The sequence below is a fragment of the Nonomuraea sp. NPDC004186 genome (assembly GCF_053603495.1).
On the sequence record NZ_JBSGFQ010000117.1, the window covers coordinates 1 to 14,356 of the forward strand.

At 71.1% G+C, this 14,356-nt stretch carries 14 protein-coding genes and 1 pseudogene; 9 read left to right on the forward strand and 6 right to left on the reverse strand.

All coding sequences use genetic code 11. The features are described 5' to 3' along the window. Positions 1 to 274 (forward strand): annotated as a pseudogene (locus tag ACWEPL_RS53120) (hypothetical protein); the annotation flags it as partial. Here the strand turns inward: ACWEPL_RS53120 and ACWEPL_RS53125 are convergent. Next, positions 275 to 1,225 (reverse strand): sulfotransferase family protein, encoded by a 951-nt coding sequence (locus tag ACWEPL_RS53125; RefSeq protein ID WP_452440986.1) that lies wholly within the window; start codon positions 1,223 to 1,225, stop codon positions 275 to 277. It lies immediately after the preceding pseudogene. A gap of 110 nt (positions 1,226 to 1,335) precedes the next feature. Here ACWEPL_RS53125 and ACWEPL_RS53130 point away from each other — a divergent pair, with 110 nt between their 5' ends. From ACWEPL_RS53130 to ACWEPL_RS53165, 8 genes are all read left to right on the forward strand, one after another. Next, a complete protein-coding gene (locus ACWEPL_RS53130; RefSeq protein WP_452440987.1) occupies positions 1,336 to 2,244 on the forward strand; it encodes a glutathione S-transferase C-terminal domain-containing protein in 909 nt (302 codons plus the stop codon). Between the two features lie 155 nt (positions 2,245 to 2,399). Next, positions 2,400 to 2,933, forward strand: a complete 534-nt coding sequence (locus tag ACWEPL_RS53135; protein ID WP_452440988.1) for an OsmC family protein — start codon at positions 2,400 to 2,402, stop codon at positions 2,931 to 2,933. Between the two features lie 81 nt (positions 2,934 to 3,014). Further along, positions 3,015 to 3,491 (forward strand): GntR family transcriptional regulator, encoded by a 477-nt coding sequence (locus ACWEPL_RS53140; protein WP_452441018.1) that lies wholly within the window; start codon positions 3,015 to 3,017, stop codon positions 3,489 to 3,491. A gap of 14 nt (positions 3,492 to 3,505) precedes the next feature. Beyond that, positions 3,506 to 4,126, forward strand: a complete 621-nt coding sequence (locus tag ACWEPL_RS53145; RefSeq protein WP_452440989.1) for a hypothetical protein — start codon at positions 3,506 to 3,508, stop codon at positions 4,124 to 4,126. A 334-nt stretch (positions 4,127 to 4,460) separates the two neighbouring features. Beyond that, complete coding sequence (locus tag ACWEPL_RS53150) at positions 4,461 to 5,561, forward strand: sensor histidine kinase (RefSeq protein WP_452440990.1); 1,101 nt, start codon at positions 4,461 to 4,463, stop codon at positions 5,559 to 5,561. Further along, positions 5,558 to 6,235 carry a response regulator transcription factor gene (locus ACWEPL_RS53155; protein WP_363971897.1) on the forward strand — a complete coding sequence of 226 codons (678 nt, stop codon included), beginning with the start codon at positions 5,558 to 5,560 and terminating at the stop codon, positions 6,233 to 6,235. Before ACWEPL_RS53150 ends, ACWEPL_RS53155 begins: the two co-directional genes overlap by 4 nt. Positions 6,236 to 6,293: 58 nt before the next feature. Next, entirely contained in the window at positions 6,294 to 7,772 is a 1,479-nt protein-coding gene (locus ACWEPL_RS53160) for an ArnT family glycosyltransferase (RefSeq protein ID WP_452440991.1), read from the forward strand. 9 nt (positions 7,773 to 7,781) lie between these two features. Beyond that, positions 7,782 to 8,549, forward strand: coding sequence for a polyprenol monophosphomannose synthase (locus ACWEPL_RS53165; protein ID WP_452440993.1), 768 nt, complete (start codon positions 7,782 to 7,784; stop codon positions 8,547 to 8,549). On the opposite strand, the gene asnB is transcribed toward ACWEPL_RS53165, so the two are convergent. The 5 genes from asnB to ACWEPL_RS53190 are packed head-to-tail and all read right to left on the reverse strand — an operon-like array spanning position 8,473 to position 14,287. Continuing rightward, positions 8,473 to 10,299, reverse strand: coding sequence for an asparagine synthase (glutamine-hydrolyzing) (gene asnB / locus ACWEPL_RS53170; RefSeq protein ID WP_452440994.1), 1,827 nt, complete (start codon positions 10,297 to 10,299; stop codon positions 8,473 to 8,475). The two genes, ACWEPL_RS53165 and asnB, sit on opposite strands and share 77 nt — an antisense overlap. Next, complete coding sequence (locus ACWEPL_RS53175; RefSeq protein WP_452440995.1) at positions 10,296 to 11,495, reverse strand: aminotransferase class I/II-fold pyridoxal phosphate-dependent enzyme; 1,200 nt, start codon at positions 11,493 to 11,495, stop codon at positions 10,296 to 10,298. Before ACWEPL_RS53175 ends, asnB begins: the two co-directional genes overlap by 4 nt. A gap of 12 nt (positions 11,496 to 11,507) precedes the next feature. Further along, the gene (locus tag ACWEPL_RS53180) at positions 11,508 to 12,344 is read right to left on the reverse strand and encodes a 2,3,4,5-tetrahydropyridine-2,6-dicarboxylate N-succinyltransferase (protein ID WP_452440996.1); all 837 of its coding nucleotides are present in this window, start codon (positions 12,342 to 12,344) and stop codon (positions 11,508 to 11,510) included. Positions 12,345 to 12,346: 2 nt separating this feature from the next. Next, a complete protein-coding gene (locus ACWEPL_RS53185; protein ID WP_452440997.1) occupies positions 12,347 to 13,570 on the reverse strand; it encodes a diaminopimelate decarboxylase in 1,224 nt (407 codons plus the stop codon). Positions 13,571 to 13,591: 21 nt separating this feature from the next. Then, positions 13,592 to 14,287 (reverse strand): class I SAM-dependent methyltransferase, encoded by a 696-nt coding sequence (locus ACWEPL_RS53190; protein WP_363971883.1) that lies wholly within the window; start codon positions 14,285 to 14,287, stop codon positions 13,592 to 13,594. Positions 14,288 to 14,356 lie beyond the last annotated feature (69 nt).

Here is a 14,356-nt window from a genome sequence, read left to right on the forward strand (position 1 = left end):
CAGCGCGGTGCGCTTCGACGGCGACCGCGTGGTGGCGTTCTACGACGGGCGGGCGAGTGCGGCGGAGAACTACGAGGAGCGCACCGGCATCGCCGCCGGTACGGACCCGGGCGCCTTGGTCGCGCTGGGCGAGGAGCCCGTGGCCGAGTCGCCGCATCGCGGCCGGGGCCTGCGTTATCTGGAGCTCGTGGACCTGCCGGGTGGCGGGGTCCGGCTGTATTACGAGTTCACCCGCCCGGACGGCGCCCACGAGTTGCGTACCGAGCTGCGGTGATCAGGACCGGCGGCCGTTACGTGACTGCCGCTGGCCCGGTGGCCGGGCGCCGACCAGCCCGCCGGAGCGCTCGCGGGGGCGGAGCCAGTCGCTGAAGTCCTCGCCGGTGACGCGCTGGAGCAGCCGGATGTCGTCGGCGAAGTAGGGGATGAGCCGCCTGCGCTGCTCCCAGGACAGGGGCCGCCGGGCCGGGCCGCGGCGCTGAAGCAGGGCCTCGACCGGCTCGGTCAGGGCGGCGGGCAGGCGCCGGCGCAGCGTGGACAGCATGAGGTGCCGGGCCCCTGCGGCCGGGTGCGCCGTCACGTTCTCGCGGGGAACCTCGGTGAGCAGCCCTTCGCGTACGCCGAGGAAGGCGCAGATCCGATCCAGCGTGGCGGCGGGCCGGTCGACGAGGTCCCGGTAACGGAAGATCAGCACCTGGTCCTGGGGGAAGAGGCCGAACAGCTGCTCCAGCTGTTCGCCGTACCGGCCTAGCCCGACATAGTGCCAGAAGTGCCCCCACCCGTCGGCGATGCGCCGCTGTTCGGCCTCGCACGCGCGGACCAGGTCGCCGATCGGCTCCAGCCCGGCCGACCACAGATGCGTCCAGTTGGAGTGGGCCCGCTCGACCGGGTCGCGCAGCGTCACGATGAGCCTGACGCCGGGGACGGCGGCGCGGATGCGCCGCTGGGCGGCCAGGTCGTAGAGATAGAAGGGCGTGGACTCGCCGGTCAGAGTGCCCGGGGGCGCCTCGGCGAACAGCGCCTCGTAGTCCGCGCGCCGCCAGACGTGCTCCTGATAGGTGGCGGCGTCGCCGGGACCGCCTCTGGCGGGCGGCGGGCCGTCGGTCAGGAAGAACTTCGGCTCCTTGACGGTGGACAGATAGAGCTCCGGGTGCTGCTGCAGCGCGCTGTGCAGGGCCGTCGTCCCTGCTTTGGGCACACCGGCGATCAGGAAATCAGGCAGGGACACCGTGTTCCTCCTGGCGCTCGTCAAAGTATCCCCATTTTCCTACCAGAAGTATGGGATATCAAGTACCCTATAAGTCGAGTAGGAAATAACTCTTGAAACCCGGAGAGCCCGTGTCCATCACCCAGACGCCGGTCTACGCAAGTCCCGTCGACCACGCCGCGTACGGTCATTACGGCCCCGGCCGTCTGCACCTCTCGCCGGACTGGAACCGTCCGATCTATCCCTTCCAGGGCCGCGTCACCGCCGACGGCTCCAGCGGATTCCTCGCCGAGCCCGGCCGCTACCACCTCTACGCCGCCTGGGTCTGCCCGTACGCCCAGCGCACCGCCATCGTCCGCAAGCTCAAGGGCCTGGAGGACGTGGTCTCGCTGTCGTACGTCGACGACGAGCGCGACGGCCGCGGCTGGGCGTTCAGGGAGCGCCGCGGCCCCGACCCGGTCAACGGCTTCACCCTGCTGGAGCAGGCCTACGAGGCCACCGAGCACGCGTACGGCGGCCACATCTCGGTCCCCGTGCTCTGGGACCGGCGGACGGGCCGGATCGTCAGCAACAACTTCCCCGACATCACCATCGACCTGGCCACCCAGTTCGAGCAGTGGGCCGACACCTCCGTCGACCTCTACCCGGACTCGCTCCGCCCGGAGATCAACAAACTCAACGGCTGGATCTACTACGACATCAACGCCGGCGTCTCCCGGGTGGCCCGCGCCGCCACCGAGGAAGACCGCGAAAGCGAGCGCCACCGCGTCGTCGCGGCCCTGGAGCGGCTGGACGAGCGCCTGTCCGGGCAGCGGTTCCTGGCCGGCGACACGATCACCGAGGCGGACGTGCGGCTGTGGGTGACGCTGGCCAGGTTCGACTCCGAGTACAACCGCGGCGACCTCATCAGCGAGCGGACGCTGACCGACTTCGAGCACCTGTGGCCGTACGCGCGCGACCTCTACCAGCGGCCGGCGTTCAGGGAGACGATCGAGGGGCTGCCCGCCGCCTGGGACTCCCCGCACGGGCGGGGCCGATGACGCGCGAGCAGGTCCATCCGGCGGTGTCCCGTTCGACATCCCACCAGGACCGAACCGGCGCCGCGCGCCGTCATCGACACCCCGCTCGACACCCGCTCGACACCCGCTCGACCCCGCTCGGCCCCGTGACCAGCGCTAATCAGACGAGAAAGACCATGAGCACCCTACGCGAGTACCTGTCACACAAACGCACCGCCCTGCTGGCCCGCCGGCAGGCACCCGCCGCCGGGCCGGTCCCGCTGCATGCCCACGTCACCGCCGAAGGCCGCAGCGGGATCCGGCGCATCAGGATCAGGGACTTCCAGATCATCAGCGACAGCGGGTCCGACTTCGCCGGCTACGACCTCGGCCCTACCTCGCCCGAGCTGCAGGCCGGCGTTCTGGGCAGCTGCGTCACGCACATCTTCCTGATCAAGGCGGCCGAGCTGGCGGTGCCGATCGACGCGCTGGAAGTGGACGTACAGGCCGAATACGACCCCAGGGCCCAGCAGCCGGGCGACGGCGACATTCCCGTGTACCCGCACAACTTCACCTATGAGGTGCTGATCGACTCGCCCGCCTCGGACGAGGAGCTGGCGAACCTGCACGCCGAGGTCGAGCGGGTGTGCCCCATCCTCAACCTGATCCGCAACCCACAGCCGGTCAGCGGAACGGTGATCCGGACCCGGGCCGGCGCGCCGGCCCTCTAAGGCCGGGACCGCCGGCCGAGCTCGATCTCGGAGCTCGTCGGCGCGACAGGGTGAACGGCCCACGACAGGCCCGGGCGAGTGATGCCGGCGGAGGGCTTTCTCACCCGCGACTCCGCGCACCGGTACCGTCTCGGGCCAAAGATCGCGACCCTGGCCGTGGCCTACGGGCGGAGCGGGCCGCCGGAGCACCTTCTCGCCGGCTACAACGGGCGGGGCGTGCACGGTCACACGGTTACCGAGCTCGGTATGCGGATCGTGTCGGGAGTTCTTCCCCAGGGCGCGGTCCTCGACCTCTCGTCGCTCGGCGCGGAGCTGGATCTGAGCATGACCGCACTACGTGAAGCGCTCAAGGTGCTGACCGCGAAGGGCCTGCTCGAGGCGGGGCAGCACCGTGGAACCGTGGTGCTGCCCCGCGAGCGGTGGAACCTGCTCGACGCCGACGTCATCCGTTGGCGCGGCGGGTGGCCAGTCGCAAACCGAGCACGACCAGGGCCGCTGTACCGAGAGCCGCCGCTGCGATGGGCGGCGCTTGCGCACAGCCGTCGGCGCCGAGATTGATCACGATCGTACGCGTGGTGTTGGATGAAGCGGTGAACCGTGGACCGCTGGAGCTGCTGCACGAGGCCGTCGACCGCACCAGAGCACTGACCCGCAGCCGCCCCGCCACCGGTCGCACCCACGATGACGCCGATCCCGTCGCCGGCAGCCTCGCGACCGACAGCGCGCAGCGCTTCGACCCCTTCCCGCTGCTGCGGGCTCTGGACGCGGCCGGAGCACGGGCCGTGGTGATCGGCCAGGTCGCCGGGATCCTGCACGGCTCAACGGAGCTGACCGGGGACCTCGACCTGCTGTGGGACGGAGCACCGGAGCAGGCCGACGCCCTGGCACACGCCTTCGCCGCCGCCGGCTGCACGTTGCTGGACGACGAACATCGCCCCATCCCGCCCAGGCCGCAGGCGTTCCTGCGTCCCAAGGTGCAGTTCGACTCCCCGCAGGTGAGCGGCGACTGCTGCACGCCCGACCTGCCGTGGGGAACACTGCCGGTACGTCCCTTGCTCGACCGGGCACTGACCGCCGTCGACACGGACGGTCTGCGGGTGCGCTACCTGCGCCGGGACGACCTCATCCTGATGCGTCGCGCCCTGGGACGCCCCAAGGACCTGCGCCGCGCCGAAGAACTCGAACGCCTTTGACAAGAACGCCGATACGTCGCCTTCGATCCCTACAGGCAGGCGACCGGTCTGGAAGTGGACAGCCTGGGCGATGCCGTTCGCGCGCGAGGCGTCCACAGAAAGTTTCCCTTCCTGACCTACCACGCGGTGCCCGGCGACGAGGCAGAGTTCGTCCGTCGCCTTCCACGGCTGGCACGGCATTACGGCCTTACCCGATGACCGCGAGTTCCGGAGTCTCGACTGCCGATCGCCCGCGGGCGTGCTCGCCAGGGGCCTCTGTCCTCTGACCGTGGGCAGATGGCGGGTACCACTCCGGGTGGATGCGTGCGGAACCGGCGGTTCCTACGATGGGCGGGTGGTGGTGACTCCCCGCTGGCTGTTACCGGCCGGCCTTGGGCTGCTGATGCTGCTGGTCGGGCTGTCGTGGGCGCAGACGATCACGCGTGGCTGCGGCTGCGGGTGGCCGTTCGCCGGAGGGGGCGCCCTCATCGTTCTCTGTCTCGTCATCGTGCGTACGGCGCCGGGCCGGCTCGCCGAGGTGGCCGGTCTCCTGGCCCCCGCGGCCATAGCGGCGCTCACGGGGCTCGCGGTCAACAGCATCGGCTGGTTCGTCCTGGTGATCTACATCGCGTTCGTCGCGCTGAACCTGCGGCTCTGGCCGGGCATCGCCATGTGGCTCGCCTCGCTTGCCGTGGTGGTCGCGGCGGCGTTCACCACGCCGGACCCCGGGTGGCCCAACTGGCTGGCCGCCGTGACGCTCGTCTTCTGGAGCGGCTGGGCCGCGCGCTACCGCATCGAGGTGGGCGAGCGGCTGCACCGCGCGGAGAGCACCGCCGCCGCTGCCGCCGCCCTGGCAGAACGGCAGCGGCTCGCCGCCGATCTGCACGACATCGTCGCGCACACGCTCGCCGTGACGGTGCTGCATCTGGGGGGTGCGCGGCTGGCGCTCGAGCACGATCCCGGGGAAGCGGCGGCGGGGATCGCCGAGGCCGAGCGCCTTGCCCGGCAGAGCATGGCGGAGCTGCGAAAGGTGGTCCGCGTTCTCGCCGAAGAAGGCTCCGACCCGGCCGTGGTCGCCCCCCAGCCCACCGCGCCCCGGCTACCCGAGCTCTTCGAGGAATACCGGACGGCGGGCCTGGAACTCGAGTCGAGCGTCGACGGTGAGCTGACGGCCGTGAGCCCGACGACCGGGATGGTGCTCTACCGGCTGATGCAGGAGGCACTGGCCAACGCGAGCCGCCACGCGCCGCGGAGTTCCGTCGAGGTACGGCTGCGCATATCGGAGGAAGGCGCCGTACGGGCCACGGTCACCAATTCCCTGCCCGGCAGCCCACCTCGGCACAATGGCGGCATGGGACTTCGCGCGATGGCCGACAGGGTGCGCATGGTCGGCGGCCACGTCACCGCCGGCGTCGAGAACGACCGGTGGGTCGTACGGACGGAGCTGCCCGCATGATCTCGGTGGTGCTCGTCGACGACCAGGAGCTCGCCAGGGCAGGACTGCGGACGATCCTGCGCCAGCCGTACGGGTTCGACGTGGTCGGCGAGGCGGCCGACGGCCAGGCCGCGCTGGCGGAGGTCGCGCGCGTCCGGCCCGACGCCGTGGTCATGGACATTCGCATGCCGCGCATGGACGGCGTCGAGGCCACCCGCGCGCTGCTGGCCGCGGATCCGGCGTCCCGCATCCTGGTGCTGACCACGTTCGGCGAGGACAACATTCTGGCGGCGGCTCTGCGGGCCGGCGCGTCAGGGTTCTGCCTCAAGGACGCTCCGGCCGAGGACATTCAGCGGGCCGTACGCGCGGTGGCGGCGGGCGACGGCTGGCTGGACCCCGCCGTCTGCGGGCGGGTCCTGCGGCGCTACCGCGCGGATCCGGTGACCGACCCTGACGCGGTCCGGCGGCTCGGCGACCTCACCGCCCGCGAACTCGACGTGCTCAAGCTCATCGGCCGGGGGCTCACGAACGCCGAGATCGCCCACCGGCTCGTGATCGGCGAGGGCACGATCAAGACCCACATCGGCCGGATCTTCACGAAGCTGGCGGTGCGCGACCGGGCCGCGGCGGTCGTCTTCGCGTTCGACCACGGCGTCGTCCGCCCCGGGGAGTCGCCGCCTATGCCTGGGGTCTGACCCCAGGTTCTGTTCCCGGCCAGACGACAGACAGCGGGCCATCGGAAACCGTGGAGGCATGCTTCTTCAAGCCCCCCGACTCCGGAACACCGCTCCCTCGCTCCCGGCGATCGCCTGGCGGACCATCGGTCCCATCGCGGGCGTCGTCGTGGTCACGTTGCTGATGCTGAGCCCGTGGTACGGCTACCACCGCGACGAGCTCTACTTCCGCATGCTCGGCCAGACTCCCGCCTGGGGGTACTTCGACCAGCCCCCGCTGACCCCGCTCCTCGCGCGGCTGTCCACGGGGCTGTTCGGGGACACCATCGTCGGCCTGCGGGTCGTCCCTGCACTGTGCGCGGGACTGCTGATCCTCCTCGGTGCCGCGATCACGCGGGAGCTCGGCGGCCGCGCGAACGCGCAGACGCTCGCCGCCGCCGGCCTCGGCACCGGGATGTTCCCCCTGCTCGCCGGGCACACCCTGCTGACCCAGTCGGCCGACTTCGTGTTCTGGACGGCCTGCATCCTGTGCGTGCTGCGTGCCCTGCTGCGCGGCGACGGGCGATGGTGGCTGGCGGCCGGCGCCGTCGCGGGAGCCGCCACGTTCAACAAGCACCTCATCGTCCTGCTGATCACGGGGCTGGCCACCGGGCTGCTCATCACGGTCGGCATGGCGGTGAAGGGACCGCGTGCCGTCTTCAGCGACAGGTGGTTCTGGTCCGGGGCGCTCCTGGCCGCGCTCATCGCCTCTCCGAACCTGCTCTACCAGGCCACCAACGGCTGGCCCCAGCTCACCATGGCCGCCACGCTCAGCGAATCCGTGAACCGGATCATGTTCGTGCCCATGCTGGTGGTGCTGCTCAGCATAGGAGCCTTCGCGATCGCCGTCGCCGGGTGGCTCTGGCTGCGCGGGCGGCCGGAGACCCGGCCGCTGGCCATCGCGTCCCTGGTGACGATCCTGCTCGGCTGGGCGTCGGGAGGACGGGCGGACTATGTCGCCGGGAGCCTGATCTTCGCCTTCGTGGCCGGCTGCGTGCCGGCCGCCGCGTGGACGGAGAGCCGGGTCGCCCGGCGTCGGCTGGTGTGGTGGGGGCTGCTCGGCACCTCGGTCATCGGGATCGCCGTGGCGCTGCCGCTGCTCCCGCTGTCGGCGCTCGGCTCCTCGCCGAACGAGGTGTCCAGGGAGTCCGTGGGCTGGCCGCGCTTCGCCGCCCAGGTGGCCGGGGTGTACCGAACGCTGCCGTCCGGAACGGTCGTGCTCACCGCGAACTACGGCGAAGCCGGCGCGCTGGACCGGTTCGCGCCGGACATCCCCGTCTACAGCGGGCACAACGAGCTGTGGTTCCAAGGCCCACCGCCGGAAACGGCTCAGACGGTGGTCGCCGTGGGGTTGCCGCCGGAGCGGTTGCGGCTGCGCTTCACGCGCTGCGAGTCCGCCGGGGCCATCGACCACGGCACCGGCGTCGCGAACGAGGAGCAGGGCCTGCCCGTCACGGTCTGCTCAGGACCGCGGACCTCGTGGAAGACCGCCTGGCCCGACTTCCGGCACGCGAGTTGAGGAGCGATCATGAACACCGTCCTGGTCATCACGCCGACCTACAACGAACGAGACACCCTGCCCGGCATCGTCGGCAGGATCCGCGCCGCCGTACCCGCCGCCCACATTCTCGTCGTCGACGACAACAGCCCCGACGGGACGGGCCTGATCGCGGACAGGCTCGCGGCCGAACTCGACGGCGTGCACGTCCTGCACCGGGAACGCAAGGAAGGGCTGGGCGCCGCGTACCTGGCGGGCTTCCGCTGGGGACTCGACCGGGGCTTCGACGCGCTGGTGGAGATCGACGCCGACGGCTCGCACCCTCCCGAGCGGCTGCCCGCCCTGCTGGACGCGGCCGAGCGGGCCGACCTCGTCATCGGCTCCCGCTGGGTGGCCGGCGGCCGCGTGGCGAACTGGCCGCGCAGACGGGAGCTCCTCTCTCGACTCGCGAACCGTTACGTACGGCTGGCGCTCCGGCTTCCCGTCGCCGACGCCACCGGCGGGTTCCGCGTCTACCGGGCCGCCGCGCTGGAGAAGATCCTCCTCGGAAGCGTGGAGTCACGGGGGTACTGCTTCCAGGTGGATCTCACGCTGCGAGCCGTACGTCACGGGTGCACGGTGGCGGAGGTGCCGATCACCTTCGTCGACCGTACGAGCGGGGCGAGCAAGATGAGCGCCGGTGTCCTCTTCGAGGCGCTCTGGCGGGTGACCATGTGGGCCCTCAGGACAGGGACACCCGATACTCACGCACCCACGCGTTCAGCTCGACGAGCTGCACCAGCAGCTGCGCGGCGCTAGCCCCGCCCGGCAGTTGCGCGCGCAGCTCGTCGGCGCCGATCCGTTTCAGCAGGTCGTTGAGCCGCGGCGCGTCGAACATGGCGCGCAGCGGCGACTCGCTCGCGTTCACGATCCACGTCGCCTCGCGTACCAGCGCCTGATCGTGGGCCGGGTTCTGGACGTGCGGGTACGCGCTCTTCTCCCGGGTCAGCGTCGTCGGCGGGAGGATGTCGGCCATCGCGTCCTTGAGCAGGCTCTTCAACCCGCCCGAGCACTTCATCGACCAGGGGACGTTCCAGACGTACTGGACGAGCCGGTGGTCGCAGAACGGCAGCCGCACGTGAAGCCCCTGCGCCGCGCTCATCCGCTCCTTGCGGTCGAGCACGACGGCGAGCGGCCCCGCCATCCCGAGATAGAGCACCTCCCGCATCCGCGCGTCCAGCCCCGCCTCACCCGGCAGGAGCGGCACCTCGCCGAGGAGTTGCGCGTAGCGCGCCTTCTCGTCACCGTCCCGCGCGAGCTCCGGCACGAGGAAGTCGGCGAGTTTCGGCCCGTCCCCGAGCCACGGGAAGGTGTCGCGCCGGATCAGTTCGGCCTTGAAGAGGTACGGATACCCGCCGAAGAACTCGTCCGCCGCCTCGCCGGACAGCGCCACCGTCGTGTCCTGCCGCATCCGCCGGAACAGCAGATACATCGACGCGTCGAACTGCCCCCACCCGGGAAGGTCGCGCGCGCGGCGCGTCGCCGGGATCGCGGCGAGCAGGTCCGGCATCGTCGCCGTGAGCGTGGTGTGCCTGCTGCCCATGTACTCGGCCGCCGCCGCGGCGTACGGCGCGTCCACGTCCGGGCGCAGCTCGGTCGGCGCGAAGTGCGCCTTGTCGCTGTCGAACTCGACGCAGTACGTATCGAGCGAGTGCGGCAGCAGCCGCGCCGCCAGCGCCGCCACCGACGTCGAGTCCACGCCGCCGGACAGCATCGCGCCGCACGGCCCCGACGCGGGCAACTGGCCCGCCACGGCGTCATGGAGCAGCTCCCGCACGCGTTCGGCGGTCTCGGCGGGCGTGTGGTCGTGCGGCTCGCTCGTCAGCCGCCAGTACGCGCGCGAAACCGGCCCGTGGTCGGGGGTGTACGTGATGACGTGCGCGGGTTTGACCTCGTGCACCCCGACGAGCAACGTCTCACCGGCGAGCGTGAGGCGCGGCTGCAGCGCGATCGTCATCAGCGACCGGTCGAGACGCGGTGTGAACAGCGGGTTCGCCATGATCCCCCTCGGGAGGGAGGCGAACAGGATCCCGCCCGGATAAGGGTGGTAGTAGAGCGGCTTCAGCCCCATGTGGTCCCGCGCCAGCAGCAACCGCCGGTCCCGCCCGTCCCAGATCGCGATCGCGAACGCGCCGACGAGACGGCCGACGAAGTCCGCGCCGTGCGTCAGGTAGGCGTGGAGCAGCACATCGGTGTCGGTGGCCACGGGGGACAGGCCGAGGGACCGGCGGAGAGCGGCCAGGTTGTAGATCGCGCCGTCGTACACGAGCACGACGGCCCCGTCGTCCGGCGAGGGCCCGCCGCGCGTGGCGAACAGCGCCGGTTGACGCCCTTCACCGGCGCCCGGGGTCGTGCGGCGGCGATGGCCCAGCGCCGCGTGCCTGATGATGTGGACCGCGCCTCCGTCAGGCCCGCGATCGTTCATCGTGTCCGTCATGGCGCTCACGACGTCCGCCCGTTCCATGAGGTCGCGTTCGAGGTCGATCCATCCGATGAGGCCGCCGCTCATCTGGCCAGCTCCCCTGCAGTAGTAGTAGGTCTCAGCTCCGCGAGCACCCGCCGTACGCGGGTCAGCGCCTCGCGGGTGCGGTCCGGCGCGTGGACGAGCGCGATGCGCAGGTGACCCGCGCCGGGGTTGGCCCCGCGGTCGGTGGCCGCGCCGAGGTAGCGGCCCGGCATCGCCGTCACCGCTTCCTCCCGCCACAGCAGGCGCGCCGCCTCCTCGTCGTCCGGTACGGGGAACCAGAGGAAGAATCCCGCCTCGGCCCGCCGATAACCGGCGAGATCGCCGAACAATTCGTCCGCGATGTCCCAGTTCGCGCTCACAGCCGACCGCAGGCGCGCGACGTGCGCGTCATCCGCCCACAGCCCCGCCGCCACCGCGCACACCGGTGCCGCGAGCGAGACCCCGCAGGTGCGGTTGTGGTTCGCGTACGCCGCCACGCTCCCCGGATCCCCGATCACGAACCCGGACCGCAGGCCCGGCATCCCGGACCGCTTGGACAGGCTGTGGAGCACCAGGAAGCGGCCCGCTTCGCTCGCCGTGCCGGACGTCAGGAATCCGCCGCCCGCGGACGCGCCGTGGACGAGGTCGATGTAGCACTCGTCGACGACGAGCAGCGCACCGGCCGCCCGCGTCGCCGCGCTGATCGCGCGTACCGTGCCGGGGGTGTGCGTCTCGCCGCGCGGGTTGCCCGGTGAACAGACGACGACCGCGGCGACGTCCCGCCGAGCGGCCACGGCGGCGGCGACCTCCGACGCGTGGCCGTAGAAGATCGCCCGGCCGCCCGCCGCCGACACCGCCGCGTGGTACGTGGGATAGAACGGATTGGGCAGGACGACCGCCGGAGCGGGCGAGCGGACCCTGCCGGAGACGGCGAGGGCGATGGCGGCCGCGACGGCCTGCTTCGTGCCGGGGGACGGCTCGATCGCGAGCGACCCTTCACGTACGGCGGCGCCGACGCGGGTGCCGAAGCGGCGTTCGAGCCAGCCCGTGTAGGCGGCGCGGAGCTCGGGGGTGCCGCCGAGCGGGGGATACCGCGTCCAGCCGGCCACGTCAGCCAGGAGCCGGCCGTCCACCGGCGGCGTGACGAGGCGAGCCTCCCCGAGGTGGAGGGGGATCGGGGTGACGCCGGCGGGTGCGGGAATCCCCGCCAGGAGCGCGCGCAGCCGGTCGAAGGCGCTCGGCGATGAGGTTGACGGCATCGATGAAGGGGCTCAGTCGCGGACGAGGTCGTTCAGGGCCGTCTTGCCGCGGGTGCGGTCGTCGGCGTGCTTGACGATGATCGCCGCATACACCGATATATCGGGATTGTTGGCGTCGATGCGGGAGCCCGGGACGACGACCGCGTTCTCGGGGACCTCGCCATACGTGACCTTTCCCGTGGCGCGGTCGACGATGGGGGTGGACCGCCCGAGGAAGACCCCCATGCCGATCACGGCGCCCCGCCGTACGACCACGCCCTCGGCGATTTCCGAGCGCGCGCCGACGAAGACCTCGTCCTCGACGATGACGGGCTGCTCACCGATGGGTTCGAGCACGCCGCCGATGCCGGCTCCGCCGGAGATGTGGCAGCGTGCACCGATCTGCGCGCAGGAGCCGACGGTGGCCCAGGTGTCGATCATCGTGCCCGGGCCGATGAAGGCGCCCACGTTGACGAAACACGGCATCAGCACGACCCCGGGCGCCACGTACGCGCCGTGGCGGACGACCCCGCCGGGGACCACGCGCAGGCGCGCGTCGCGGAAGACGGCGTCGTCCCAGGTCTCGAACTTGAGCGCGATCTTGTCGAAGCTCTTCGGCTGTCGCGGGCCGCCGGACCCGACCTCGTTCCGGCCGATCAGGAACGACAGCAGAATGAGCTTCTTCACGAACGTGTCGACCACCCACTCCGGCCCCTCCGGCCCCTCCGGCCCCTCCGGCCGTGCCGCGCGCAGCTCTCCACGGTCGAGGGCCGCGAGCCCGGCGGTGACGTGCGGCGCGAGGGCCGCCAGCTCGTCCGCGGACAACGACTCCCGCCGCTCGAAGGCGGTCTCGACCAAGCTCCTGTTCAAGGTCACGCTCCCCAGCGGACGGTCGCGATGTAGTCGTCATAGGTCTCGGCCCGCCGGATCTCCACCACGTCGCCGCCGTCGGTGAGCATCAGCTCGGCGGGACGCAGGCGGCCGTTGTAGGTGAAGCCCATGGAGTGGCCGTGGGCTCCGGTGTCGTGGATGAGCGCGATGTCGCCGTCGCGTGGCTCGGGCAGCTCGCGGTCGACGGCGAACTTGTCCAGGTTCTCGCAGAGCGCGCCGACGACGTCGAACCTGCCGATCTCCCTGCCTTCGGCGTAGGGGAGGGAGATGTGGTGGTACGCGCCGTACATGGCGGGCCGCATCAGTGACGACATCGAGGCGTCCAGGCCGACGAGCTCGTGGCCCTTGCGGCAGCGGTTGATGACACGGGTGACGAGGACGCCGTGCGGGCCGGTCACGTACCGGCCGATCTCGGTGAGGATGCGCGGCCCGCCGGGGCCGAAGAACTCCTCCCGGGCGGCGAGGATCTCGTCCGCGTACGCCCCGAAGTCGATGGGTTTGTCGTCCTCGTGGTACGGGATGCCGAGCCCGCCGCCGACGTTCACGTAGTCGAGCTCGATCCCGACGGCGTCGGCGAGCCGCGCGCCGTGCCGGATGACGTCGGTGGCCGCCCGCGCGGCGCGGCCGGTGTCGAGCTCGTTGGCGCAGGTCATGCCGTGGATGCCGAACCGTCGCGCGCCACGGGCGACGGCGTCCGCGTACGCGTCCGCGAGCTCGTGCACGGGCACGCCGAACTTGCTGTGCGCCGCGTTGCCCATGAGCGCGCAACCGGCGGCCAGGCCGGTGGGGGAGATGCGAAAGGCGACGGTCTCGGGAAGTTCATCGACCTTTTCCGCGAACGACCTGTCGTCGAACGTTATCAGCGCTCCCGCGGCGCGGGCCGTGCGATATTCGGACAGCGCGGTGTTGTTGGAGGTGAACACGATGTCGCCGGCCTGCGCGCCGGCCGCCCCGGCAAGGCGCACTTCCACCGCCGACGAGCAGTCGAAACCACTTCCGGCGGCGCGCAGCAACGCCAGGATATTCGGGTTCGGCAACGCCTTCACCGCAAAATATTGCCGGTACGAGGTGTCGCCGAATGCGCGCGTCATCGCCTCGTGGGTGGCCACGATGCCGCGCGCGTCGTAGAGGTGGAATGGCGTGCCGTAATCCGCGACAAGATCGGGGAGCAGCGGCAGCAGTCGCTCGGCGAATTCAGCCGACATTGGCAAGGCGGGATCCGATCGTCAGGGTACGAGCGCGACGCAGATCGTGCGGTTGCGTATTCCGCTCACGGGCCGCAAATACGGGAAATAATAGCTTTCCACCGGCTCGAACCCGAAAGAAATCAGGCTCTTGTGCAGATAGTCCTTCGCGATGAACCAGAACCCGTCCACGTGCTGGTGCGGCGCGAAGTCGGCCTTGGCGTCGCGGGGCGCGTCGTTGGACAGGACCAGGTACGTTCCCGGCCGCAGGTCCAGGTCGCGCAGTTTGCCGAGGGCGGGGGCGAGTTCGCCGGCCGCGTCGAAGAGGTGGCCCAGCAGGCCGTCGGCGTAGACGGCCGAGACGTCGGCGGCGTCGGCGGGACGCAGGTCGAAGTAGTCGACGGTGCGAGCGTCGACCCCCTTCTTCCTGGTCAGCTCGACGGCTTCGGCGTTGCAGTCGATGGCGCGCACGTCGCGGTCGTGCGCGACGAGGTCGCCTTCGACGAAGCCGTTGCCGCAGCCGAGCGACAGCACCGCCGCCCCGGGCGCGGTCAGCATCAGGATCTTGAGGACGATGTGCGCACGGTATTCGGGGACGTAGGTCGACGGGGTGATGGAGTCGTTGAAGGCGCCACCGCTCTCCCAAATGTCATAGATGCTCTGCGAGGCGGAGCCGACGGAGCGAGGCAGGCAGTAATAGTCGTGAATGCGCGCCAGCTCCGGTCTGGATTGCGGCACCCTTTCCCTCCCTGGGTTGACGGTGTCGAAGCCGTGCCGGCGGGGCGGATTTCTCGCCGTTGAGTTTCC

What these genes read in the sequence shown, in the direction of transcription:
- ACWEPL_RS53135 (WP_452440988.1), top strand. Translation starts at nt 2,400, where the DNA reads ATGAGCACCCTACGCGAGTACCTGTCACACAAACGCACCGCCCTGCTG.
- ACWEPL_RS53140 (WP_452441018.1), top strand. Translation starts at nt 3,015, where the DNA reads ATGCCGGCGGAGGGCTTTCTCACCCGCGACTCCGCGCACCGGTACCGT.
- ACWEPL_RS53155 (WP_363971897.1), top strand. Translation starts at nt 5,558, where the DNA reads ATGATCTCGGTGGTGCTCGTCGACGACCAGGAGCTCGCCAGGGCAGGA.
- ACWEPL_RS53160 (WP_452440991.1), top strand. Translation starts at nt 6,294, where the DNA reads ATGCTTCTTCAAGCCCCCCGACTCCGGAACACCGCTCCCTCGCTCCCG.
- ACWEPL_RS53165 (WP_452440993.1), top strand. Translation starts at nt 7,782, where the DNA reads ATGAACACCGTCCTGGTCATCACGCCGACCTACAACGAACGAGACACC.
- asnB (WP_452440994.1), bottom strand. Translation starts at nt 10,299, where the DNA reads ATGAGCGGCGGCCTCATCGGATGGATCGACCTCGAACGCGACCTCATG.
- ACWEPL_RS53175 (WP_452440995.1), bottom strand. Translation starts at nt 11,495, where the DNA reads ATGCCGTCAACCTCATCGCCGAGCGCCTTCGACCGGCTGCGCGCGCTC.
- ACWEPL_RS53185 (WP_452440997.1), bottom strand. Translation starts at nt 13,570, where the DNA reads ATGTCGGCTGAATTCGCCGAGCGACTGCTGCCGCTGCTCCCCGATCTT.